Origin of the sequence: Pleomorphomonas koreensis DSM 23070 (assembly GCF_000425185.1) — a bacterium.
GTDB lineage: Bacteria > Pseudomonadota > Alphaproteobacteria > Rhizobiales > Pleomorphomonadaceae > Pleomorphomonas > Pleomorphomonas koreensis.
The window spans coordinates 223601-246844 of the sequence record NZ_AULH01000005.1; the positions used below are offsets into that span (position 1 = coordinate 223601).

Annotated in this window: 18 protein-coding genes, 2 tRNA genes and 1 pseudogene; 9 read left to right on the top strand and 12 right to left on the bottom strand. The window is 61.0% G+C overall.

Annotation, left to right across the window (positions count from 1 at the left end; genetic code table 11):
- The first annotated feature begins 51 nt into the window (after positions 1-51).
- Together H512_RS0102800 and H512_RS0102805 are read left to right on the top strand one after the other, a co-directional pair.
- Positions 52-1689 carry a methyl-accepting chemotaxis protein gene (locus tag H512_RS0102800; RefSeq protein WP_169507119.1) on the top strand — a complete coding sequence of 546 codons (1638 nt, stop codon included), beginning with the start codon at positions 52-54 and terminating at the stop codon, positions 1687-1689.
- 76 nt (positions 1690-1765) lie between these two features.
- Positions 1766-1842 (top strand) — tRNA-His (locus H512_RS0102805).
- Positions 1843-1880: 38 nt separating this feature from the next.
- Here the strand turns inward: H512_RS0102805 and H512_RS0102810 are convergent.
- Positions 1881-2972 carry a D-TA family PLP-dependent enzyme gene (locus tag H512_RS0102810; RefSeq protein WP_036789748.1) on the bottom strand — a complete coding sequence of 364 codons (1092 nt, stop codon included), beginning with the start codon at positions 2970-2972 and terminating at the stop codon, positions 1881-1883.
- 430 nt (positions 2973-3402) lie between these two features.
- On the opposite strand from H512_RS0102810, the gene H512_RS0102815 reads away from it, so the two are divergent.
- The gene (locus H512_RS0102815) at positions 3403-3729 is read left to right on the top strand and encodes a hypothetical protein (protein WP_026782233.1); all 327 of its coding nucleotides are present in this window, start codon (positions 3403-3405) and stop codon (positions 3727-3729) included.
- Positions 3730-4191: 462 nt separating this feature from the next.
- Positions 4192-4268 (top strand) — tRNA-Arg (locus H512_RS0102820).
- A 108-nt stretch (positions 4269-4376) separates the two neighbouring features.
- Here the strand turns inward: H512_RS0102820 and H512_RS0102825 are convergent.
- The 10 genes from H512_RS0102825 to H512_RS0102870 all read right to left on the bottom strand — a co-directional run bounded on the left by H512_RS0102825 (position 4377) and on the right by H512_RS0102870 (position 17147).
- Positions 4377-5555: a hypothetical protein gene (locus H512_RS0102825; RefSeq protein WP_026782234.1), complete on the bottom strand. Its 1179-nt coding sequence runs from the start codon at positions 5553-5555 to the stop codon at positions 4377-4379.
- 367 nt (positions 5556-5922) lie between these two features.
- Positions 5923-7881, bottom strand: a complete 1959-nt coding sequence (locus H512_RS0102830) for a DUF3732 domain-containing protein (protein WP_012561332.1) — start codon at positions 7879-7881, stop codon at positions 5923-5925.
- Positions 7878-8363, bottom strand: a complete 486-nt coding sequence (locus tag H512_RS0102835) for a three component ABC system middle component (RefSeq protein ID WP_013912762.1) — start codon at positions 8361-8363, stop codon at positions 7878-7880. Before H512_RS0102835 ends, H512_RS0102830 begins: the two co-directional genes overlap by 4 nt.
- On the bottom strand, positions 8360-9577 hold the full coding sequence (locus H512_RS0102840) for an ABC-three component system protein (protein ID WP_012561334.1): 1218 nt from the start codon (positions 9575-9577) through the stop codon (positions 8360-8362). Before H512_RS0102840 ends, H512_RS0102835 begins: the two co-directional genes overlap by 4 nt.
- A gap of 10 nt (positions 9578-9587) precedes the next feature.
- Positions 9588-10097 (bottom strand): hypothetical protein, encoded by a 510-nt coding sequence (locus tag H512_RS0102845; RefSeq protein ID WP_012561335.1) that lies wholly within the window; start codon positions 10095-10097, stop codon positions 9588-9590.
- Positions 10098-10108: 11 nt separating this feature from the next.
- A complete protein-coding gene (locus H512_RS0102850) occupies positions 10109-11812 on the bottom strand; it encodes a UvrD-helicase domain-containing protein (protein ID WP_012561336.1) in 1704 nt (567 codons plus the stop codon).
- Positions 11809-13695 (bottom strand): ATP-dependent nuclease, encoded by a 1887-nt coding sequence (locus H512_RS0102855; RefSeq protein ID WP_245585339.1) that lies wholly within the window; start codon positions 13693-13695, stop codon positions 11809-11811. Before H512_RS0102855 ends, H512_RS0102850 begins: the two co-directional genes overlap by 4 nt.
- A gap of 266 nt (positions 13696-13961) precedes the next feature.
- Positions 13962-15026, bottom strand: coding sequence for a BsuBI/PstI family type II restriction endonuclease (locus tag H512_RS0102860; protein WP_012561338.1), 1065 nt, complete (start codon positions 15024-15026; stop codon positions 13962-13964).
- Entirely contained in the window at positions 15023-16492 is a 1470-nt protein-coding gene (locus tag H512_RS0102865) for an HsdM family class I SAM-dependent methyltransferase (RefSeq protein WP_244396121.1), read from the bottom strand. The genes H512_RS0102860 and H512_RS0102865 overlap by 4 nt, the downstream gene beginning before the upstream one ends.
- Positions 16493-16808: 316 nt before the next feature.
- Positions 16809-17147, bottom strand: a complete 339-nt coding sequence (locus H512_RS0102870) for a HigA family addiction module antitoxin (RefSeq protein ID WP_012561340.1) — start codon at positions 17145-17147, stop codon at positions 16809-16811.
- A 504-nt stretch (positions 17148-17651) separates the two neighbouring features.
- Here H512_RS0102870 and H512_RS0102875 point away from each other — a divergent pair.
- The 4 genes and pseudogenes from H512_RS0102875 (at position 17652) to H512_RS0102900 (ending at position 20523) form a co-directional block, all read left to right on the top strand.
- Positions 17652-18128, top strand: coding sequence for an Hsp20 family protein (locus H512_RS0102875; RefSeq protein ID WP_012561341.1), 477 nt, complete (start codon positions 17652-17654; stop codon positions 18126-18128).
- A gap of 96 nt (positions 18129-18224) precedes the next feature.
- Positions 18225-18734, top strand: coding sequence for an Hsp20/alpha crystallin family protein (locus H512_RS0102880; RefSeq protein WP_012561342.1), 510 nt, complete (start codon positions 18225-18227; stop codon positions 18732-18734).
- 71 nt (positions 18735-18805) lie between these two features.
- Positions 18806-19566, top strand: a pseudogene (locus H512_RS0102885) (NADH dehydrogenase ubiquinone Fe-S protein 4).
- A gap of 684 nt (positions 19567-20250) precedes the next feature.
- The gene (locus H512_RS0102900) at positions 20251-20523 is read left to right on the top strand and encodes a hypothetical protein (protein WP_012561347.1); all 273 of its coding nucleotides are present in this window, start codon (positions 20251-20253) and stop codon (positions 20521-20523) included.
- A gap of 18 nt (positions 20524-20541) precedes the next feature.
- Here the strand turns inward: H512_RS0102900 and H512_RS0102905 are convergent, their stop codons facing one another.
- Complete coding sequence (locus H512_RS0102905; protein ID WP_013912760.1) at positions 20542-21318, bottom strand: 2-keto-4-pentenoate hydratase; 777 nt, start codon at positions 21316-21318, stop codon at positions 20542-20544.
- A gap of 283 nt (positions 21319-21601) precedes the next feature.
- Here H512_RS0102905 and H512_RS0102910 point away from each other — a divergent pair, with 283 nt between their 5' ends.
- Positions 21602-22783 (top strand): porin, encoded by a 1182-nt coding sequence (locus H512_RS0102910; RefSeq protein WP_244396122.1) that lies wholly within the window; start codon positions 21602-21604, stop codon positions 22781-22783.
- Positions 22784-23244: the final 461 nt, after the last annotated feature.

A 23244-nucleotide genomic window follows, 5' to 3' on the forward strand; every position in this document is an offset into this window, starting at 1 on the left:
AAGTTGTGGAAAGTGATCGGCGCAGCCGTTGCGATATTCATCACGCTGACCGTGACGCTTCTGCTTTTCGTCGTCTACACGACGCTGTCGACCGACGCGGCACGCCAGGCGCTGGAAAAGCAGATGACCGCCGTCCGGACCGGCGCCCTTCTCATGGAGAAGGAGATTCCCGGCACCTCGGTTGCCTGGTCGGGCGACGTCGTCGACCACATCGAGCTTGCCGCCCTGCCGCCGTTCGAGAGCCACGACCTGATCGACAGCCTGACGCGCACCACCGGCGCCGCCGCCACCATCTTCGCCTATGACGCGGCCAAGGACGATTTCACGCGCGTCACCACGTCGATCCGCAAGGCGGACGGCAGCCGCGCCGTCGGCACCGACCTCGGCAAGGCGTCGCCGGCCTATGCGGCGATCAAGGCCGGCCGTACCTTCACCGGCGAGGCGGTCATCCTCGGCGCGCCCTATCTCACCGTCTACGCGCCGATCAAGGCGGCCGACGGCAAGGTGATCGGCATCCTGTTCGCCGGCATTCCCGAGGCGGCCGTCCATGCCACCAAGAACGGGCTGGTGCTGAAGATTTCCCTGCTCGGCCTGCTGCTCGCCGTCGCCGCCTCGGCCGCCGCCTCGGGGCTGGTGGCGAGGCTGATCCGGCCGGTGGCGCGGCTGTCCGGCCTGATGGAGCGCATCTCGCGCGACGAACTCTCCGAAGATGTGCCCTACGCCGCCTATGGCAACGAGATCGGCACCATCGCCCGCGCCGTCGTCGTGCTCAAGGAGAGCGCCGTCACCCGCCTGACGCTCGAGCGGGACAAGAACGAGGAAACCACCAGGCGCGCGGCGCGGCAGGCGCGCGTCGAGACGCTGATCGACGACTTCCGCGCCACCACGCTGACGGCGCTCGGCGCGGTAAACCGCACCGTCGAGGATCTGCTGGCCACCGCCGGTTCGCTGGGCGTCGGCGCCGTGCGTACCGTTCAGGATGCCAGCGCCGCTTCGGTCGCCTCGGGCGAGGCCACCACCAACGCGCAGGCCGTCGCCTCGGCCGCCGAGGAACTTGCCGCCTCGATCGGCGAGATTTCCGCCCAGATCCAACGTACCGGCGCCATCGTCGCCGATGCGGCGCGCGGCACGCGCGACGCCGATGCCAAGATCAACCGTCTCGCCGCCGGTGCCGCCAAGATCGGCGAGGTGGTGACCCTGATCAAGGCGATCGCCGAGCAGACCAATCTCCTCGCCCTCAACGCCACCATCGAGGCCGCCCGCGCCGGTGAGGCGGGACGCGGCTTCGCCGTGGTGGCGAGCGAGGTGAAAAACCTGGCCGGCCAGACCGCCAAGGCCACCGAGGAGATCGCCACCCAGGTGGACGGCATCCAGAACGCCACCGCCGACGCCGTTGAGGCGATCCAGGCGATCAGCGCCATCATGCAGGAGGTCGACCGCTACACCGCCGCCATCGCCGCCGCCGTCGAGGAACAGGGCGCTGCGACCGGCGACATCAGCCGCTCGGTCAACGCCGCCTCGGCTGGTTCGCAGCAGGTGGCGACCAGCGTCGGCGCCGTGCTGGCGACGGCCCGCGATACCGAGACGGCGGCGCAGAAGCTCGACCGCGACTCGCGCGAGGTGGCCGAGGAGGCGTCCGGGCTTGGCGCGACGATCGACGATTTCCTGACGGCGGTGGTCGCCGCCTGAGGCCGGCGGCGCAAAAAAGTGGCCGCCGGGGGCTTGCATTGCCCCGGCGATCCCACTAGGTTCCGCGCCGTCATGTGCAGCTGTAGCTCAGTTGGCTAGAGCGTCGGATTGTGGCTCCGAAGGTCGCTGGTTCAAGCCCAGCCAGCTGTACCATTTCACCCCTAAAAATCGCCGGTTTCCGCGACCCTGGGTCAGCCAACCCGTCCGCGTGCCGCCACCCGCCGCTCCTCGATCGAGCCGCCGGCGTGGAGGAAGTGTACGGTGTCGAACAGGTTGACCACCGGGCAGACGTGGTTCGGGATGACGAAGAGACGTTCGCCGATCGCCGGCCGGCGCGGCGAGGCGGAGAAATCGATCACCCCGTGCTCCTCGGACAGCGAAGCGATTCGCGCCTCGGGATAGGCTGGCAGGTAGCCGTAGCCGTCGAGACCCAGGAGATCGGAGGTGAGCGCCTTGGAGCCGGCATCGATCACCGCGCGGCTGTCGGTCGGCCGGCTGACCACGGTGGCGAGCACGCCGAGCGCGCAGTCGTCATAGCCGCCGACGCCCTTGGCTACCTGGAATCTGTCGGAGAAGACATAGGTGCCGGGCCGGTACTCGGTGACGAGGCCGGCGTCGTCGCCGGCGGCATAGAGGTCCGGCGTGCCGCCCGACGAGACGACGGCCGGCGGCAGGCCGGCGGCGGCGAGCCGCGCAATCGACCGTTCCAGAAAGTCGCGCGCCTCGACCGCCCGGTGCGTCGCCGGGAAGGTCATCAGGCCGCCGAAGCGGAGGCCGGGCGCGGCGGCGATCGTCCGAGCCAGCGCCAGCGCCGCCTCGGGCGTCGTCACGCCGCAGCGGCCCATGCCGGTGTCGCATTCGACGAGAACGGTGAGCGGCGCGTCGGCGTCGGCAAAGGCGGCGGCGTAGCCTTCGACCACCACGGCATTGTCGGCGGTGACGGAGATGGCGATCCGGCGCTTGAGGGCCGCGAGGCGGGCCAGCTTGGCGGCGCCGACGATGTTGTAGGGCAGGAAGATGTCGGCAAGGCCGGCATCGGCCATCACCTCGGCCTCGCCGAGCTTCTGGCAGGTGATGCCGGCGGCGCCCAGCTCGACCTGTCGCAAGGCGAGATGCGGCATCTTGTGCGTCTTGATGTGCGGCCTGAGCCGCAGCCCATGCCGGTCGGCATAGGCCTGCGCCCGCCGGAGATTGGCCTCCACCTTGGCCGCGTCGATCACCACCGCCGGCGTGTCGAGCCCGGCGAGAGCATCAGCATGGGTGGTCGCGGACAGATCGGTCATGGCGGCAGTCCTCCGGAAAATGGCTCCCTCGGGCATAGCATAAAGCGACGACCGCCGCCCTCCCCGCGCCCAAGCCGGCACCGGCCGGAAAAAATGTAACGAATCATGACGGCCGATGGCCGACGGTGCCATCGGCCCGGCCCACGGCGGAGCGCAGCCGGCAAGCCCCGGTTGTTGCTTTCGCTGTTTTCGAAAGGTCTTCAGCCAGAAGTATTCCATCAGTCGCGTGATTTTGCGCTCCCGATCACGCAATCACACGAAATCGTGAAAACACATCACGGAACCTGTCGCGCCGTGTTGAGTTCCGGCCCACTTTCTAATTCCCATAGCGAGGTCTATACCATGATTCATCGAAGCGAGACGAATATTGGGGCTGGACAAGACCTTCTTTCGGGCCCGACTTCGCCACTTCAATACACGGAGTATGGAAATGAAAACCTTGGCTCTTGTCGCCTTTACTGCCGCCGCTCTCGCTGTCCCGACGCTGGCCTCAGCCGCCGAGCAGAGCTACTACAATCCTCCCGATAATACTTTCATCTCCGGCAACCTGAACGTGGCCCCGGCCGCCAATAGCGATGCGGCGCGCTACACGCAGACCGTCACCTACTTCGAGCCGTCCGATGGCACGTTCGTGACCACCAAGGTCGGCGCCGCGCCGACCATCGCCACTCATGACGCCGTCAAGACCAGCGGCGCGGTGTTGCATCTCTACCAGCCCAATGACGGCACGTTCGTCGACGTGCCGGTCGGCAACTGATCCCGCCTGCCGCGAACAACGGGAACGGCGCCGGTCTCCACCGGCGCCGTTCTCATGTTCGGCAGCTATCGGACAAAGCCCCGCGACGGCCCTTCGGGGCGCGCGCTTTTTCCTTTGCCTTGCCCGCGAACTCGGTTATACGAACCCTTGCTTTGCGCCCTCGGCGCGCGAGCACCCGTAGCTCAGCTGGATAGAGTGCTGCCCTCCGAAGGCAAGGCTAAGTCAAGCGTGTTGTGGGCGAGGGTCAAAAAAGACGAGGGAAACCAAGCGATTGGCGAAACTCGAAGGAAGCAGAGAAACTGCTTCCGTGGTCACGGAAGCGCCGCGGAAGCAAACTGAAGGAAGCTGTAGAGTACGAACGACCACAATCGGCAGTGCCTCGGGCTCGCACCGTTTGCGATCGTTTGAAAGTTGAAATCGAGATTGACCCTGGTCGACCTCGGACACTATTTGAAGATAGATGCACCCATAGCTCAGCTGGATAGAGCGCTACCCTCCGAAGGTAGAGGCCTCAGGTTCGAATCCTGATGGGTGCGCCATCTCCCCGTGAACGATTCCAAATGTGCTGGTCTGTGCAGACAGCACTCCCGCGACGGGGCGCTGCAAACTAGGGTGCCTGGCGCTCGCGTCGGTGATGCGCCCTTCGCTCATGACCATTGCGAAACCTTCGAAATCGTATCGAACATTCCCGCCGCGCCCTGACGAAGAGGATCGAGCGCCTCGACACGTTCTTTTGCCCATGCGATCCAAGCGCTCAAGGCGCTGTCGCCGACGATGATATCGCCTTCGTCGAAGGCACGCTTTTCCACTTCGGCTAGAAGCACAAGAAGCCTGTCGCGCTGTTCCCAATTCGCCGCAAATTCGCAGAGCTTATTCCAGCGTTTGTCGTCGATTTCCTTGAGACGCCTTGCCTCGTACCGCCGCGCCTCTTCCTTGCGATACTGTTTCTGCCATTCCTCTTGCTCGCGCTTCTTCTGTTCTAAGATCGGCCCCGCCGCCATGATGGTGCCGACGATCTCAGGCAGCATGTCGCCAATCTTTGTCTTCTGGCTTTCGATCCATTGAGGCTGCCGGCCATCCAGGTACGTAGTGATCGACACGCGCAGGAAGCCTGACGAGTCGAGGCCGGATTGATGGTGGTCGGGATAGGCTGTCCACTTCCGTGTTTCGTCGCGCTGCTTAAGCGACTTCACCAACTTCTCCACGATCGAGCATTCAACGGCGTGGTTCGCAATCTCGAAGGTCACTCTTCCTGTCATCGGTGACTTCTCAATTTTGCCGCCCGCTTTCTCGACGCCCGTAAAAATCGCACTCGTGACCCGGAAACGATATAGGTCGCGTTCGGTCAGATCGGGGAGCACTCGGGGTGTCCACCAGGTTTCGTATCTTCGCCGTTTGCTCTCTTGTTCGCGTTCTCTCTGCTGCTTCTTGTGCTCCACAATCCACGCTTTCACGCGCGGATGAAGATTATCCAGGCCATCCGGCACGGCAATGGCTTCTACCTTGGCGGCGGCGACCGTCGCGGACCTCTCGGCTTCCGGCAACGGCGCTGGCTTGGGGAGCGTGGGATGGATATCAGTTACCTGCGGAATGCCGTCCCTGCGAGGTGGTAGCTTGAATACAACTACCGGCTTGCCCGCCTCCTTTTTGGCCCAATAGCCGCGTGGTGGATATGGCACGTCCATCCTGTCGCATATCTTGGCAAGTCCATTGCCGCTAATCCCGAACTCTTCCGCGAGACGGGTCATCGGCTTTTGCCAGACCAGCGTGTACAGTTCCTCTCGGCTCACATGCCGCGCTTTTTGATGCACTGGTAAGTCCGCCATAGCTATCCCCCGCTTCAGTAATCGGTTGATGGAAGGATACGACGGAAGGTGTGAAGGACGATAACTCCCGCGCGCCATCACTTGAGCTCAGCGAGTCTGATCGCTGCTCCGTCCACGGATGCTCTCTCTTATAAGCCGGGATTTCTGATCGTGGCGCGAATCCGGCCGATCAAACTTCCATTCGCCCATGAAGTGCTACGTGGACTGCTGGTCCTCGCCGCCCCCCCATAAGTACACGACGGCCTCTGTCCAGTCATTCGTCCGAAATATACATAAAAACTTCGGACAGACTCTGGAGTCCTACTCTCGCCGCGAATACGAGCAATATCTATATGAGTAGAATGACGGATGGCCTAAATTCCGAACGCTATTCGTCGCCGCGAGCTGGCCAATTGAGCGGAATAAGGGCCTGTCCCGAGGCCCGTGTCCACCGCTCCCGTGTGGCGTTCACATAGCGGGGGTCGTCCGCGAAATAGGCGTGCTCGATGAGCAAGACCTGTAGCCCCTTCCGCCGAGCCGTCTCGGAAAATAGGAAGTCGATGTGTTTGCGCATCGCTTGCACGTCCTCGTCTTCCTCATCGCCGGAAATTTCTGCCTCGTCCTCGTCCTCGCCGCTTGTCGGGAAATAGGGTCGACTGATCTGGTCGAGCACGAGCAGACCTGGCACCGGCGCATTCACGGTCTGGAAGTAGCGCTGTAACGCAAAGGAGAGCGCGATGTGGATCGCTAGGTAGTTTTGATCAGATCCAACGTCAGGAAGCCGCAGAACAGCACCGCTCTCCTCCTCAATGACCGTAACTTCCGGCTGCCGCGACGAGAAGTCGAGCTCTGACCCGATGCAGGGCGCCACAGTCGGCAGCGCGACAAATGCCTCAGACGCAAACTGCGAGATTCTCGCCTCCGCCCGCCGCAGCTTGATCTCCTTCGCCTCCTTATCGACTCGGGCCTCCAACTCGGCGATCTCAGCTCGCAATACGCTAAGATCGCGCGTGGCCTGACGTGGTTCGTCGACACTCGCTTCAAGAAAGAAAGAGATCCGGCCAAGCAGATGTGCTCGGAGTTGGCCAAGATCGGCCAACCGGCGGGTCTCCTCGCTTTGGCGCAGCCAAGTTTGAATCTGATCGTCGATGCGGCGCAGCTCGATATTGAGCTGGCCTATCTCCTCCTCAAGTGCACGATCATGCTCGACAAGCCGGGGCCTCACGCGCTCCACCGCTACGCTCTCCGCACGCACTTTCGTCAGAGTGGTCCGCAGGGCCCGGGCTGCCTCGCGTCCGCGCTCGGACGGTGCCTCGCAAACCGGACAAACTTCGGCGATACCGTCGAGATGCAGATGCTCGGCTAGCATGAGCTTGTCACGCTGACGCAAAACAGCGCCTTGGAAGCCCGTCGCCTCACGCAGCGCCGTCCGGGTCGCCTGCAAGTGCCGACGTAGCGCACTGACTTCGGCCAGGATCTCTCGACGTCGCCGATTGAGGGCTCCTAGTTCACCCTCGTCCGGGTAGGTATTCGCCTGAAGCGGCGTCTCACCTATCGTCTTCAATTCGGCGAGAAGCGTGGCTTCCGGCGCGTCCAGCGAGGGCGACTTGGCCAGCCCTATTCGGTGAGCTTCGGTAAGAAGATTGGTTGCGCGCTGCTTGAGCGCTGTCTCGGCAGCCGCGCGCGAGCGCGCTTTCGCCTCCTCTTTTTCGAGCGCCCGCTGCAGCTGCCGCAGCCGCCGCTCGTCAATCGCGCTCGCCTCGTCGGTTGCGCGAAGGAAGTATGGCATGGCCGCGATGATGTCGCGCGCTTTGTCCGCTTTCTCCAAGCCGTGGAGCAGGGTTGACTCGCTATAGATGACCTCCTTGGTCACAAACAGATAGGGTGTGACGTGGCGCACGGTGGCGCGCCCACGCGCGGCAGCGGCATCTGGCTCCGAAATAACATCGCCAATCCCGAACGCCCGCTCGATGAAGGCCTTCGCGGCCTCAACTGTCGTCGTACCCTCGAACTCGTCTACCGTCTCAGGTAGCGGCAAATTTCGACCGGTGGAGGTGAACATACGCGTGCTGGTTGCCTGACCTACCGGCGGGATCACGCGCCCGATGATCATCTCCGCATCGCCTGCGACCCATTTTACGCCAACCGCGATGCTGCGCCGACGAACATGGGCGGGCAACTCGCACTTGCTCGAGCCGAGGCAGTAGTCGATCGCCTTGATAAGGGTCGATTTGCCGGTACCGGAAGCGCCTGTAATGATATTCAGTTCGTCAGCCGCGAAAGTCACCTCTCGGCGCTGCCCAGACACGCCCAGGAAGAAAATCGTAGCGATGTTCCAGCGTGTCATGCCGTTATCCCCATCATGTCGAAAACCGTCCGGGTCGAGCCGGCAGTTGCAAACCAATGCCCGAGCCGCCCGGCACGCTTAATCGTCTGCGCCGGCTCATCGCCGAGAGCGCTGATCGCGCTCGGCTTCAACTTCTTGTCTCCAAGTCTAAGGAAGGCCCCTTCGCCAAAAATCAGCAACTGCGTGAAGCACCCAAATCGAATCGCCTCAGTAACGATGTCCAGTGAAGCGTTCACCCGCTTGGCGAGTCCGACCTGGACCTGTGGACTGCGCTCCAACCATTCGAGCAAGCCGGTATTCTTATTGGTTCCGGTGAAAGTACTGGCGAGCTCGCCCGAAAGCGCGATAGGCAGCGCCAGATACGCGGCTGGCGTCTCCGGCCCGTCGGGCCGGACCGACGCATACGTTTTGGTGAACTCGACGAGGGCGGAAGCGCAGAACGCGGGATTTGTCTCGGCATAGACGTCGTGGGCGATCCTCATTTCTCACCACCGAGCACGTTTTCATATTCAGGATGCCACCCTACCTTCAGGTTGATCGCGAGCACCTGATAGCTCCCGCGCACATAGTAGGCCGCGCCCCAGCCTTCGGCGATAGGGCGAACGGTCGTCGGCGCGTCGTTGTGAGTCCAGCGCAGAAGATTCAGCCCCGACGCGCATTTCTCGTCATCTTGTAACGCAGCGCAGCTGTCTACCATTTCAGCGTGCCTATCGGCCCAGTGCTCTCGCAGAATATGGTCGTATTCGGTGATCCTCGTCGCCATGGCAGGGTTGCTAGCGAGCCACCGAGCCCGTTGTTCGCGTGCCTTCCACTCCTCCCGAATGGCGCGCTCGAGATCAAAGGACTTGCCCTTCACCAGCTCGATTTGCCGCGCCAGCATACTATCCGGTTGGTAGTCCTCGGGTTGGCTGACCGTCTCGAATTCGGGAACGAGCTTGCCCTGCTCAAGGTCGGCAACAATCGCCATGATCTGTGCCTGCAGCTCAGCCCGTGTGATGACGCGCTCGCGTTCGCCGCACAGAGCATAAACGATCTGCCGGTCCCACCACTCGATGAGACGCGTCGCCACGGCCGGGCGATGCGCGGGGAGTACGATGTGAAAGTGGCCTGCGATCTCCTGCTCGACTTCCGCGACCGTCGGACTGTCGGGCCGTATCTGGACACGACGAAGCAGGTTCAGCCGTTCGGGCTCTGAGAGACCGAGAAAGGCGGCACAACCGTGAACGCGGTCGGCGTAGGGCAGTGCCTTGTTAGCCTTCGCGGCGGCTTGACGCGCTTCTATGACGCGATTGGCCTCCGCCGTCATCGCTGCGACTAAATCGGAGCGATCGGCCTCAAGATCTGTCAACGCACTAAGGGAGCTCTCTGCGGAAATCCCTCCAACGGTAACGAGGTGCAGCGTAGTCTCGGCCAAGTTCAGAGACGGTAGCGCATCGATCCAGACCTTCATTGTTCGCCAGAGGGACGTCGACTTGATGGTGATGGATACTGGCACAGCGCTGATCGAGTGCTTGAGCTGATAGAGCAGCGTCTGCCCGTCAGCCTTGAGCTCCACGTCATCGAGCTGCTCGACGCCGATCGCCGCGTCGTCAGTGGTCAGCATCACCAGAGTGCGGAGCGCGTAGAAGGACTGATACCAAAAGCCGAGCGCCGCACCCTCGGCCGAGTGCTCTTTGCTTGTGTGATCTTTGCCCATACCGTCGACCTCATCGATTTATCCAAGGAGCGCTGTGCTTCATCCCGATCATCGCGTCGAAGGCAGCAAGCTTCGCCTGATCTTGCGTTTGGTAGGGAAGCTTAGACGTTCTCTGGTAGCCGCTCCCACGGTGCTGAACTCGCGCTCCCCAAATTGCGCCTTTGGGATAGACCACGACGTTGAAGCCATCGTTGGTGTTCAGGAACTCGTTGCCAACCGATGAGACGAGCCACTCACGCGACAGCCAGCGTTTACGCCGGTTCCGCTCGCCCTTAAATCCAGCTTCGCGCTTACGCGCTCCGACAAGATCCTCTTCCATATGGCCCGCGCAGACGCATCCGACCCTGAGCGTCTCGCCATGGTCGGAATGCTCCATCACATGGACGAAGCGGATGTGTCGGGCCTCGCACATCTCGCAGAGATGATCCTGTTCTTCCAATTCCTCGATATCGATGCAGGTCCAGCCCTTGTGGGGGACGCCCGCTTGCGTCCATTTCCCAGTGCCTGTCGTCTCGGTCACTATAGGTCCTCCTAGTCGACCAGTGGCCGCGCGTTTTGTGGCCGTACGATCGTCACTAGGGCCCTGGCGCGCGTCAGACCAACACGCAGCAGCCGCCGGCTCGGCTCGAAAGGCGGCTTCTCACGTTCGTTGAAGAAGCCGGACTTGAACGCGCCTTCGACGAGAACGACGCCGTCAAATTCTTTGCCCTTGGATTTGTGCATATTCATCAGCACGCACCCTTGGGGGTCGCGCTCCACAGCGATGAGCCGCTCTTGCTCGAGAATGCGCTTCACGAGATCGCTCACACCGGCGTAGCTGCCCAAAGCCAACCATTGCTCGCCCAAGCCAGAGGCAAGCGCGTCGGTCGCCCTGAAGAGGCGAACCAACCGCACCTCGCGGAACAGTTCGGCCAGCGCGGGAACATCCTGCAGAACGGTACGAGCGGCCTTCCAGTCGGCTACGGGTTCGCCGATCAGATCGATGCCGTTGGCATGGGCTGTTACCAGCGCTTTGGCTGCATTGATCCTCGGCGCTTCCCCCTTCTCCACCTTTCCTGCGGCCTCGTCGTACTTGCGCGCGTGATCGGCCGCTGCCTTTGTTGGGTCCTCAGCGTTCTTCAGCTTGTAGTAGGCGCAGATGAGCCGGAGGGTCCGGACTAGGCTCTCATTGGCCGGGCTTGTCGGCCATTCGAGTATCGATGCAACGACAAGCGCGGCGGCGGCGGAGAGCTCTGCATCCCACACGACGTCGTGCTCTATGACCGGGAGCGGCTGATTGTTGTAGGTATGCGGCTCGGACAGGATCGTCGACAGGTCGGAAATCAGCGCGTTACTACGCGACAGCACCGCTACGCTCGGATTCGTCACGCCCTTCTTGCGGAGCACAGAGAACGTCCAGATCACAGCAGCATGCGCTGTGGCGGCGAACGCGTTTGGCCAGTAGGCCACCTGTTTGACGTCGGGTGTTGCCGGCAACGGGGCTTGATTACGTAGCACCGCATCCGCGAACTTCAGGATGCCGGCGTTCGGACTGCGATGGTTTTCTCCCCCAAGGTCGAATTCCGAGACCTTGGTCGTCTCGCGCAGAATCTCGAGCCTTCGCGGGTCGATATCGTCGCGATAGTCAAAGATGCGCTGCTCGGGATCGGCAAGGCAGAAAACGTCGGTTACGCCGGAAAGCGCCTGCACTATCCGCCACTGATTGTCGTCCGTGTCCTGGAACTCATCCACGATGATCATCGGAAAGCGATCGGCGATGAGGTCGCGCAACGCCCCGCACCGCTCGAACAACTCGGCCGTTCCAGCCGCGAAGAGATCGAAGCTGTAGAGGCCCATCTCAGCCGCCTGCCGCCGACGCTCTACACTCCAGTCGCCTTCAAACGCCGACTTCTGCAGCCGCTCATCTCCTGGGTAGAGGAAGCGGATAGGCTTCCCGCCGAGTAACCGCCCGTGAGCCTCAAGCATTTCCATACAGAAGGCGTGATAGGTCTGTACGGTCACCGTGCGCCGTTCAGCTGGGGTCAGGATTTCCTTGCAACGGAGGAGAACTTGGCGGATCGCCGCGCGCGAGAAACTCAGGAACAAGATCTCTTGGCCTGGCTTCAGATCAGCGAACCGCTTCTGCGCCTTGAACAACGCGATCGTCGTCTTGCCGGAACCCGGGCCGCCCAAAACCAGCAGGTGGCCCTGCTGTGCGATGATCGCCTTGCGCTTCTCGCACAGTTCGATCTTCATCCAAGAAGACCCTCAAGTTCGTCCATCGGAGGTGCTGCGATGTCTTCAGGCACAGCACTCAGCGCTTTGTGGATCGTTTCCAGAATTTCGCGGATTGTCGCGGGCAGTTCGTCAGCGTTCTGACATTGGGCCACGAGCATGGCGGCATAGCCATGGGCGTCACCCTTGCGCGCCTTCAGTACTTTGCTCGCTAGCGCGACGACGTCTGCATCCACGGCCGCTGGGTCATAGGTGCCCACAGCCGGATAGTCCGATCGATCCTTCACCTCGTCGAGGAACCGACGCACCACAGCGACGGGCATCTGCTTCACTAGGACGGTCTCGATGCCCTTCTCCGGCGACTCCCAGAATTGGGTGTACTCTTTCAGCTTTTCGGTGGCCGCCGGTGTCAGTGCCGCATTCGGTTTGTCGTAGAAGCCGAAGGAGAGCTTGCCGAGCGCCGAAAAGACCGACCCGTGGCGCGGCACCGATCCATCTCCACCGGCGTTAAAGATGCTGACGCCGGCGAGGTCGAGGTGGGTATAAGCGTCGGCGCCGAGACTCGCCTCCATGATCGATGATGCAACGGGGAACAGCGATGCTTCGGTCGATCCCTCTACGACCAGCACCGCGCGGCTGAGGATCGCCTCAGCGAACTGCCGCCGCTCAGTCCTGAAGGTCTTTGGCTTCACTGCATCGACATTGATCGGCTGTCCGGTGAGCGCGCCGGTTTCATTCCGATTGAGAATGACAATCTGCTCCGGGTCGAACTGTTCGATCACATAGGGCGAGTGCGAGGTGACGATCGACTGTCCCATCTCCGCCAGAATGAAGCGGGTGACGCGGCGCTGAGTGTGCGGCGGCAGTGCGATTTCCGGCTCCTCCATCGCGAAGATCACCGACTGCTTGTCCTTCAACTCCGCTATGAACGTCAGCAGCGCGAAGACCAGTAGATTGATCGACCCAGTGCCAAGCCGGCCGAATGGCACGAGATGCTGACCAGGCTGCGCGGCAACGAACAACCGCACGACCTCGCGCAAATGCTCCCGTGTTAAGTCGGAGGCAAAGAACCCGGTCGACTCGTCGCCCGGCGCCAGATTGATGAAACGTCCCATCCGCGCGCGAATTTCGTCGCGTATGTGCTTCAGCTGCGTGATCTCACCAATGGCGGGATCAAGGCTCTGAAGCCTGGCAAGAGTGTCCTGCCACATCTCGACAGCGCCTGTGCCGCCAAGCTTCAGCACCGAGTCGAGCAGCGACCCTCGCTGGAGACTCAGTGCCCGTGATCCGGTTCGTAGCGTTCTGAGGAAGACAAAGCCGCACAGCCGCTTGTGCATTCGCGTGAACGGCACACGTCCCTGCCCAAGCCTAATTTCGGTTTCCTCGTCGAGGGGGTCGACGTCCTTCGAGGGATGATCGAAGAACGTGTTGCCGATGAAGTCGTCCTCATCACGGTCATAACGTCCCACGAACAGCAGCGGCAGCGCCCACATCGCATCTGCTGCATCAGCGTGGTCAAGCGCGTCGTCGGCGTCGTCGATAAATACGCAGGCCGTGTCGTTCCAACGCCTGAGATGGCCGCAGAATCGGCGCTTGGCCTCGTCCGATAGATCGACCAGAATGGCTTCGATCCGAACCTCGATCGGCGCACCGTCGTCGTCGAGATACTTGCCACAGTGAAAGTCGTGTTCGTCGATAACGGGGCGGCGAAACAATCTCTCAGGCCCGAGAACGAGATCGAGCGCCTCACAGATCGTTGATTTTCCGATGTTATTTCCCCCAACGAGCAATGTATGCCCGTCGAAATCGACGCTGCCTTGAGAGATCCCGCGAAAATTGGTGATCTTAAGTCGACGAACACGCACCCCGAACCGCCCCCCCCAGCGATTATTGGTTTTGCACAATCATAGCCTAACGTTCCACCGAATCTACCGAGGATTCGTCCTAGTCGAGAGGCAGGCGTTGCTGTGAGCAGACCCGAAGTCTCCGCGGACTTCTATAACCGTCCACAGATCACAAGTTTTGACGTCCTTAACTCGCGACATCGACCGCCACGAAATACGAAATTATGATTCGACCTACCGTCCGGATGGAGTGCTTCGGCCCCTCCAACTTCTCCTTGGAGTCAGAAAGGGCGCATACCCACTATAAAGCTCACACGAACCCACTGTCAGCCTCCCTCGATCTGCATGGGCCTGCCGCTGAACACCATGAGACTGTCTGGCTCCGATGCGAACCAGGCATAACTACCCCAGGCTAGGCTGCTGACAGTTTTACGGAATGTCGGTGAGGCTCGATCGAGATAAGCGGTCACGAACGCAACGTGCTGTGGCGCAAAACCAGCCCCTTCTGCAATTTGTAAAAGGCTCGTCTTGCGCGCATCGTTGACCGGGCCATCCGTGTGCACAACTTCGACAAAGATCAGCAATGGATGCGCCGGGCCGAGATCGACCAGCACAATGTCAGGTAGACTCTTGTCCGCCGGGATTGTCAGACTGATCGCCTTGGCCAGCTCATCATCGCGGGCCACTACCTTATTGCCGCTCTCGCTCAGGGTGATGACTCCCGGCTTCTGCAGGAATTTCGGCGCAAAGACTTCAATCACCGCCTTTGAAATATCGGCGCTCGGCCCCGTCGACATGCGGCGGGTTTCGCCGTTAGGAAACGTCACGAGCTCATAAGCGCCGCCACCGGCCGCGCCCCTGCGAACGATCGCAATTCGGGCGAGCGCGCCCGCATTGAGATGCTTGTCCCGCCAAGCGGCCGCTTTCGCAATGAACGTTGCTTCATCAAGCCCGGGCGCCAGCAGATCCGCGAAGTCAGTCTGCAGAGCATAGCGTCCGGCCGGCGACGTAGTGGAAAGGCCGGGACGCTCGATCACAGCGCCATTTTGGATCAGAGCATATCGGATCGTGTCATCGCGGATAGATTCTCGTGTATTAACCGCGTACCAGCGACCGGGGACGTCCGCCTTGCTTGGCTTGATGGAAGCCTTTGCCCATGCGTGGCGTGCATCGTCATCCGACAGCGCCGCTTGCTCGTCAGTCATGCGCGTGACCTGATCAGGGCGAATCCATCGGTCTGCGCCTTCGACTGCGCCCGCGTAGAGCATGACAAAAATGGTCTTGGCCGCGATTTCCCAGATTGAATGCTCGCGGTTCTGTAAGCCTTCCGGGAATATTTCCGGCAAGCGTGCGTGGATGGCCTTCCACGATAGGACCTGGGGGAGCGTCATGCTTTGAGGCCATAGAGGCTGCGTAGGGCCTTTTCGATGACCGCACGCGGAGAGTCCTTCGCGACAAGTCGCTCGATTTGCGTCATGGCCGAGGCAGGCGGCAGCGGAATGGCCTCCAATTCAAACGCCGACACGGCGACGCTCCCGCTGATGCAACGGAACATCTGATCGACCACGTCGCTGTTGAGCACGGCGGCAACGGTCGCGGGGGAGACTTTCGGCTTTCCGATCGCGCGCACCATGTTCAGGTGGTTTTCGACGATGACGCCACCATGCGTGTCGATGAAGGTCTGCGGCAATTCGGCAGCTATCAGGCGGCGCAATTGCTCCTTGGCAGTCGTGCGCTGCACCAGGACGCACCCTTTCTCTACCACAAGCCATTCGTCGCCGGCTTCCGTCTTGAAGTAGGGTGCGTGGTTCTTCTTCTGTGCTCGGAATTCAAAGCGCCCATCAGCCGTTACCGCCTCCGCCCAAATCAGTGGGTGCAGTCCGTGCGCCGCGCGGGTGCGCATCCGAGGCTTGAACCTGTTCCACACAAGCGGCCCAGTCGAAACGCCATATCCCCAATCCGACAAGCGGGCGGCCATGCCTTCGGCCGACTTGATCAACCCGACATGGCCCGGCTCGCGGGGCGCGAGCCACGGTGCGCTGGCGTCGAGCGGCAGGCCAACTTTGCCGTTCTTAGTTAGACGCGCCTCGCGCTCGTTATCGACATTGAGATAATGCACTTGGAAACGATCCCGCTTTCCGCCCTTGCGATAGAGCGCAAGTAGGGTTTCCTGCAGGACATCCTCGAAGACGCCACGGCGGGCATGGACAAAATCAATCGCGATGGGTGGAGCCTGGTCCGCGAGAAGCTGGCGCAAAGCAGTGTAATACTGCCCACCTAGAACGCTCGTGGGCGTGAGGTAGGCAATGACGCCGCCCGGTCGTGTCCATCTCAGCGCAACGTCAGTGAACACGCCATAGAGGTTGGCATGGCCGTACAGACTGCGTGCATAGCGGGCGCGTTGTGCAGCCGAGAGGGTCACGCGCCCGTAAGGTGGATTGCCGATCACCAGGTCATATTGCGCCACGGGCGTCTCTTCGAGCGTGTCACAGACTTTCACGAAGACTGGTGTAGTGCGGCCGCTCGCCATACTGAGATCGGATAGGAAGATTTCGAGCGCGGCCTGTGAGAGGGACGCCGCATGCGGATCAAGCTCGAGGCCCGAAAGACGGGTGCCTAGCTGGGCAAGGACAAAAGCCGGCTCGCTGCCTTCAAGTGCTAGGCGCATGCGCGCGGCGACTTCCAAAAGGAAGGCGCCACCGCCGCTCGCCGGGTCGAGCACTCGCGCAGTTGACCAGTCAACGCCCCCTTCATCGGCGAGATCGAGCAGGCGTTGGGTTAACGCCGGAGGCGTGTAAAATGCGCCGAGGGCGCTGCGCTCCCTCCCTGGCAATAAGGTCGTGTAGAGGCTGGTCAAGAAGTGGCCGCCTTCCAAGATGGGCAGTATCGACGCCTCACGCCCAATAGATGTGGCGAGCTGGCGCGCGGTCGCATCGAGCTTTCCGCGGACAGTCACAAAGGGTGAGCTGAGGGTCAGCCGAGGAGCCACACACGCGGCAAATGCCTCTATTGCCGCCCTTGCGAAAAGGGCGGCTTGGCTGGTGCGGCGTGTCTCCGGAATCGTTTCTGCCCAAGCCCTTGCCATGACGCGGGCGCGCGCCAATTCGACGCGCTTGAAGTCTATGGCAACGGCCGCGTCGGCTGTCGCTGGGCTTTCCAAGCGTGCGGTCGATCTAGAACTTGTCATCTCTTACCCCATCCCGCGCCTTAGCCGCCTTCGGCTTGTAAGGCGCTACCTTGATTTCGCCCGCCCGCTTACGGACTTCCGCGATGTCAAAGCTGGTCTGCATCTCCATCAACTGTTCGATAGACACGCCAAAGGCTTTCTCTATGCGAACCGCCATTTGGGGCGTCAAATCCGAACGGCCGTTAAGCAGGGCCGAGAGCGCCGGCCGGGTCACGCCTAGTACCTGTGCGGCATCCGTCACCGATAGACCGTTGGCCTCGACAATTTCGCTTTTGACGAACTCGCCAGGATGGCCAGGCTCTGTTGTCCGGACTGCAGCTCGCATGTGGCCGCCTCCCTACCTTTGCGACTTTATGGACTGTGCCCTGTAAAGAGTCGCTTTACAAGTCCTTTGTTCCATTTTTGTTCGCAAGAGGAATGCAGCCGAAATTGCGCTATCAGAAGGTACGCGGCCTAGCCCGCGGTTGATATTGCCCACGACGCTGGCGTTCCCAAGACCCTGATCAGTCCGCCCTCGTTCACCAACGGGCATATATCGCGGATCTAGAACAGGTGCATGAAGTGATGGCGCAAGCTAGACGCCCCGGGAGCTGGATGGTGAACGCTACGCAGGACACATTCTATGGTGGACATACCGGATTCCGGTCGGCATCTCGGACCTGTTGAGGTCTGTCACATGGGTATGCCGACGGCTCTTGAACAGCCAATCCACTGAACTAAATCTTAAATCGCCGGCCGCTCATTTCGGGGTCGGAAAGCCGAGCCGATGCAACAGCGTCCAACGGCAGAACAACTTGTATCCATGTTGCTTCACAAGGAGGATGTGGCTATGAGAACCACTTTCGACTTTACTCCCCTGTTCCGGTCGAGCATCGGCTTCGACCGAATATTGAGCGCGCTCGAAGCTGCGAGCCGCGTCGAGACCATCGACAACTGGCCTCCTTATGACATAGCCAAGACCGGCGAGGACGACTACCGCATCACCATGGCGGTGGCCGGTTTCGCGCAGGACGAACTGACCATCACCCAGGAGCAGAACATGCTCGTGGTGTCCGGTCAGAAGGCTGGCGAGGATAACAGCCAGTATCTGCATCGCGGAATTGCCGCCCGCACATTCCAGCGCCGCTTTGAACTGGCCGACCACGTGAAGGTCGTGGGCGCCAGCCTGGTCAATGGTCTGCTGACGATTGATCTCAAGCGCGAGGTTCCCGAAGAGATGAAGCCGCGCAAGATCCAGATTGCGGCCGGCGAGGCGCTGCCCAAGGTTGGGACCAGGCAGATCGAGGCCGACAAGCAGGCCGCCTGAGGTAGCTCTCCCAGCGTAATTTGCGCAAGGCGCCGGGCACTTCCCGGCGCCGACGGGAAAGCATTGTCAGTCGAACGAACAGAAAGGAGAAGAATAATGAGTGTCCGTGATCTGATCCCCTGGGGCCGCAGCAACGGCAATCAGGTTCCCAGTATCTTGCGCGAGGGCGAACGTGATCCGTTTCTCTCGTTGCATCGCGAGGTGAACAGGCTGTTCGACGACGTCTTCCGCGGCTTCGGGCCGAACCTACCCTCTCTCGTTAGCGCGTCCGCCTTCAGCGGCGGTTGGCCGAGCGTGGAGATCTCCGACGGCGAGAAGGAGATCAAAGTGACCGCCGAAGTGCCCGGCTTGGAAGAGAAGGACATCGAAGTCCTGCTCCACGATGGCGTGCTGACGTTGAAGGGCGAGAAGCGCTCCGAAACGGAGGACAAAGACAGGCATTTCACCGAGCGTTTCTATGGCCGCTTCGAGCGTCGTATCCCGCTCGGCTACGAGGTCAAGGACGACCAAGTCGACGCGCGGTTCAAAAACGGCGTGCTGACCGTGACCTTGCCCAAGAGCGAAGAGGCGCAGTCGCAGGTCAAGCGCATCGCCATCAAGAGTTGACGCATGGCAGGCGCCGGCGGCGGGCCATCTGGCCGCCGTCGGCTGCATCGCCAGAGAGGGAGGGATGAACAATGGAGATGACGAGACAGATCAGCAGATCAACTGGAAATTCAATTTCGCAAGCGTGGCCGTCGAACGACAACCGGCACAAGCCCCTTTCGATGGGGCGCTCAGTATTCCCGGATGACGCGGTTGCGCGCATCTACAAGCCGTCCCGCGCGGTGACGACCTCCGGCAAGGCCCGCACGAAGGGCTGGCGGCTGATCTTCGAGCGGCGCACAGCGCCCTTCATTGAACCGCTGATGGGCTATACCGGCGGCGACGATACGCTGACCCAGGTCGAGCTAGCCTTCCCGACACCGGAATCGGCCATCCGCTACGCCGAGCGGCAGGGGCTTACTTATATTGTCCAAAGGCCGACCGGGCAAATCGGCAACGCCAGCAGTCGCCGCGTCAATGAAAAGCCTCCGCGAGTGGAGAGGTCGAAGCACTCGTTCTCAGACGCGACGCTGGATCGACTAGGGCTGGCTGCCCTTCAGGAAAGATACGGGCACGTCCTCGACGACGCAGCGAATCGAAACGACCGGTCCGGTCCGGAGAGTTGGCCATCGCCATGGGCGTGGTCGGCGATCCTACGCTAACGGTGGAAGCCAAACGGTCGATCCTGATGAACTGGGCTTGGACCGAATACCTGATCGACCAGGCAACCAATGAAGGGATGCCTGAGAACAACCGGCCGTCGCGCCTCGACGAGGTCGAGCAGGCGCTGCTGGCGCTCGAACGCGAGCTTGCGGCCGACCGGGGTAATTCAGGCACGCGAAAGGCGGCATGAGGTGCAGCGATTGACCCACGTGTCGTTTTCGATTGCCAGAAGGTTCTGCCGGGCCGGTTCGCGCTGACGCTTGCCGTCCCCGCAGAAATGGCACCATCTGGCCACTCTCTTGATTTGTCCAACGACGCGAGAGCCGTTCCGCTCTCGGCCAGCCAATCACGGCGTCCGCCGCGTCCTGGCCATCAAAGGAGCGGCGAGCCCAACGTACACTCTCCTCCCAAGCCATATCGCCGGAGACGGGACAGAAAGACGGATATGAATCGGGGCATCCAACGCTCAACAGGTTATCGTCTCTTACATGCAAGTCTTTAGGTCGCAGCTTGTGGGCCAATGGCAGCTAAAGCGGTTGCTGCCCGTCATCGGCGCCGGCCTGGGTTTATCGTTGAGAGCGTCCGCGTATAAAATTTGACTATATAGCCTGAAGGTTATCCCTCTCGAATTCCTATGCAGTGACACCCTAGAAATGGCTGCGCACTGGAGCGCCGAGAGAGCGCTCATCGGAAATGGCTGGGAATGATTGGGGCAGGAAGAATCAGAACGAGGCGCCGCGCCCTCAGAACGAGCCAGGTGGGGGTGGGCTTGGCTTGTTGCTTGTCCTTGCAATTACGGCGATCGGCGTCGGGTATGTTGGCTACCGGCTGACTCTCGTCTTCGGCCTGATCTAAATAACGATCCTAGCGTGTTATGCGGTTAGACGAGCAGTCGCGAGAGCACGTTGGACGCTATTGCATCAAGCTGGTCGTCGCTGCGGCAATCGCTTACATTCTGAAGAGCGAAAATTTCCTTGCAACCTTTGCGTTGTGGACCGGCATATACGGCGTAATGGCCGTCGCTTACGCAGTTCATCGCGGCGAACGACTCGGCAAGACCAGCTTCACCTATTGGGATGAAGCTCTATGGTTGGCGGCGACGGCGTTAGGTCTCTACATTTTCAGTGGTCATCAACTGGCCGTTTGATCGGCTAAATCTGTTGGCTCAAAGAAAGCTTGCGGCTGCGTCGCCTACGCCTGACAACTCAACCTTCAGTTCCTGACCAGGAAGGATTTGCAGCAGCATCGGGATGATCGATCCGGTTGCTACGATATCGCCGGCACTGAGATAATTGCTTCTAGCGATCAGGTCATTCACGAGCCAGAGCGCAGAGTTGATCGGATCAACCAGCCCCTCTCCCGATGCCGACTGAAACACCGGAACGTTGTTGATCGACGCTCGCATGTCGATCCTGTCCATGGCGTCCAGGCCTGTTGGCTCATGATATCTGTCGACGATCGTCGAAACATGGAACGCATAGTCCGCGATGGCGGCCAGGTGTGGTTGCCCAGTCAGGTGACCACGTCGCCCGACAAGACCGATAGCCGGTTGGTAGCTCAGGATCGCCTTGCAAAATTGATCGCGAGTGATGGGCCAATGGTCCGCCCCCAAGGGACCTCCTATCGTAAAGACGATTTCGCATTGTGCCCCGATGAAACCTTGGGGAAGCCGGAACGGCCCGTGGGAGTCTTGAAGCACTGTTCCCACAGGAATCGGGCAGTAGATCGGACTAGCAAGGCCAAGCGAGCCGCGAATGGCCGGGCAAGTCCCTATGAGGGCGTAGCCTACCGCGTCATTGGCGAAGGCTGAGATTGCTGCTGACTGCACCGCCCAAGCATCGTCTTCGCTTCGAAGCAGATCGAAAGGGATGTCTGAGGTTAGTCCCTGCCGACGGTTTCGGCAAAGCAAGTTAGCGAGATAATCGAGATTCTGGTCAATCATAGAAGCACACTCCCGCGCGAGAGAGGGCGCAAAGTCGTGCTCAGTCAAATAAAAATCCGGCTATATGAGTGCGTATATTTTTGTCGGAGCTTTTCTTATGAAAATACTATCGCAGCGCGGCTGAGCTCCCGTCGAAATAATATGCGGCTCTATCTAGCTTGATGATCCCGCCAAACCGGAAGGATCTGAAGGCATGAAGCCGCTTAAACCGTCCCTCCCGCCCGCCTTCCCAGGAGCCTGGGAGGGCGCTCGTTCACCGAGATCGGGTTCAGGACACCGGCGGGTGCTTTCCCGGAGCGCGGTCGGCGCGGTCGCGATCATGGCCGGTTCGATGATGGGTCTTGGCCAAGCAGCGGCGGAACCCCTGAGCGCGCCGAGTTTTGGTGGTCCTCTGCGCCCTAACCCCCATCCGATGAGTACGGATGCAGGCATGTTTGGTCGTCTTCATATCACCGGCCAGCTCACAGGCATCGGCAATGCGCAGACGAACGGCATTCCGGGCGTCGATCCCCAGACGAGGGATCCCCTCGTCGATGTCGGCAATGCCCAAATACAGGTGCAGACGACCGGGGCGCCTTTGACGTTCTTCGTCCAGGGCGGCGTCTACTCACTGCCCGCGTTGGGCTCGGCCTACACCCGCGCAACCGACGTGACCGACCAGTTATACGGGCCCGTGCCGGTTGCTTATGGCAAGCTCGAGCTGTCGCCGAACTTCTCGATTCAGGCCGGTTTGCTGCCGACGTTGATCGGTGCGGAATCGACCTTCACGTTCCAGAATATGAATATCGCGCGCGGACTGCTCTGGAACCAGGAGCCGGCCATTAGCCGCGGTGTTCAGGTGAACTATAGCAATGGACCGCTGAACGCCTCCGTGTCGGTCAACGATGGTTTCTACTCAGGGAATTACAACTGGGTATCCGGTCTGTTGTCTTATGCGGCGACGCCGTCGAGCACGATCACGCTGGTCGCCGCAGGCAGTTTTGCAGAGTCCGGCAAGACCGGCGCGGCGACGCCTTTGGCGCAGAACAACAGCAGCATCTTCAATGTGATCTACACCTATGTCAACGGCCCGCTGACGCTCCAGCCCTACCTGCAATACACAACGGTCCGCTCGAACAGGGACATCGGGATTGATCGCTCGGCCGAAACATTCGGCGGCGCGCTGTTGGCTCGATATGCCATCGATGAGAATTTCTCGATCGCTGGACGCGCCGAGTACATCGCTTCAAGCGGAGGAGATTGCGGCGTCGCCGCAGACTGCGCCCCCACTAATCTGTTCTACGGGCCGAAAAGCAGGGCGTGGTCGCTGACGGTGACGCCGACCTACCAGCGCGGGATCTTCTTCGCGCGCACCGAGCTCTCGTACACCCGCATTGACCGGGTCACCGAAGGCTACGGCTTTGGGTCCAATTTCGACAAGCGCGACCAGGTTCGCGGGATGTTTGAAGCTGGGGTGCTTTTCTAGGACGGGCGCGGGCGGAAATGCGGAGCCGCCGGCTCCGCAGATGCTCTGCGGACTTAGGTGAAACATGGGTTTAGAACGGATCATATCGAAATTGGAGGCTCCTCAGGCCACAGCGACTGTGTATCCGGTCCTGCCCGTTCTCTGGGTCTATCGGAACTATGATGATCACTGGACTGTGCATCTTGAAGGTGAAGACTCCGAGTGGTGCCACCCCACGCGCAATGATGCGGTCGGTGCCGCGAGGCTGATAGGCGAGAGTTACGGCTGCTATCGTCTCTTTCTGCAACTGTCAGACGGCCGCTTCTGCCTGGAGATGATGAACCTTAGTCGACGGCGCGAACCGCGCCAGGTTGACCCAAGTGAGGGCGAAAATTGAGCCAGGCTGTACCAAGCAAGCGCCAAGTCTCCCGACACCTCATCCGCTGCGGCGTGGAGATCATCGTTCTGGTGGTGATCGCCGG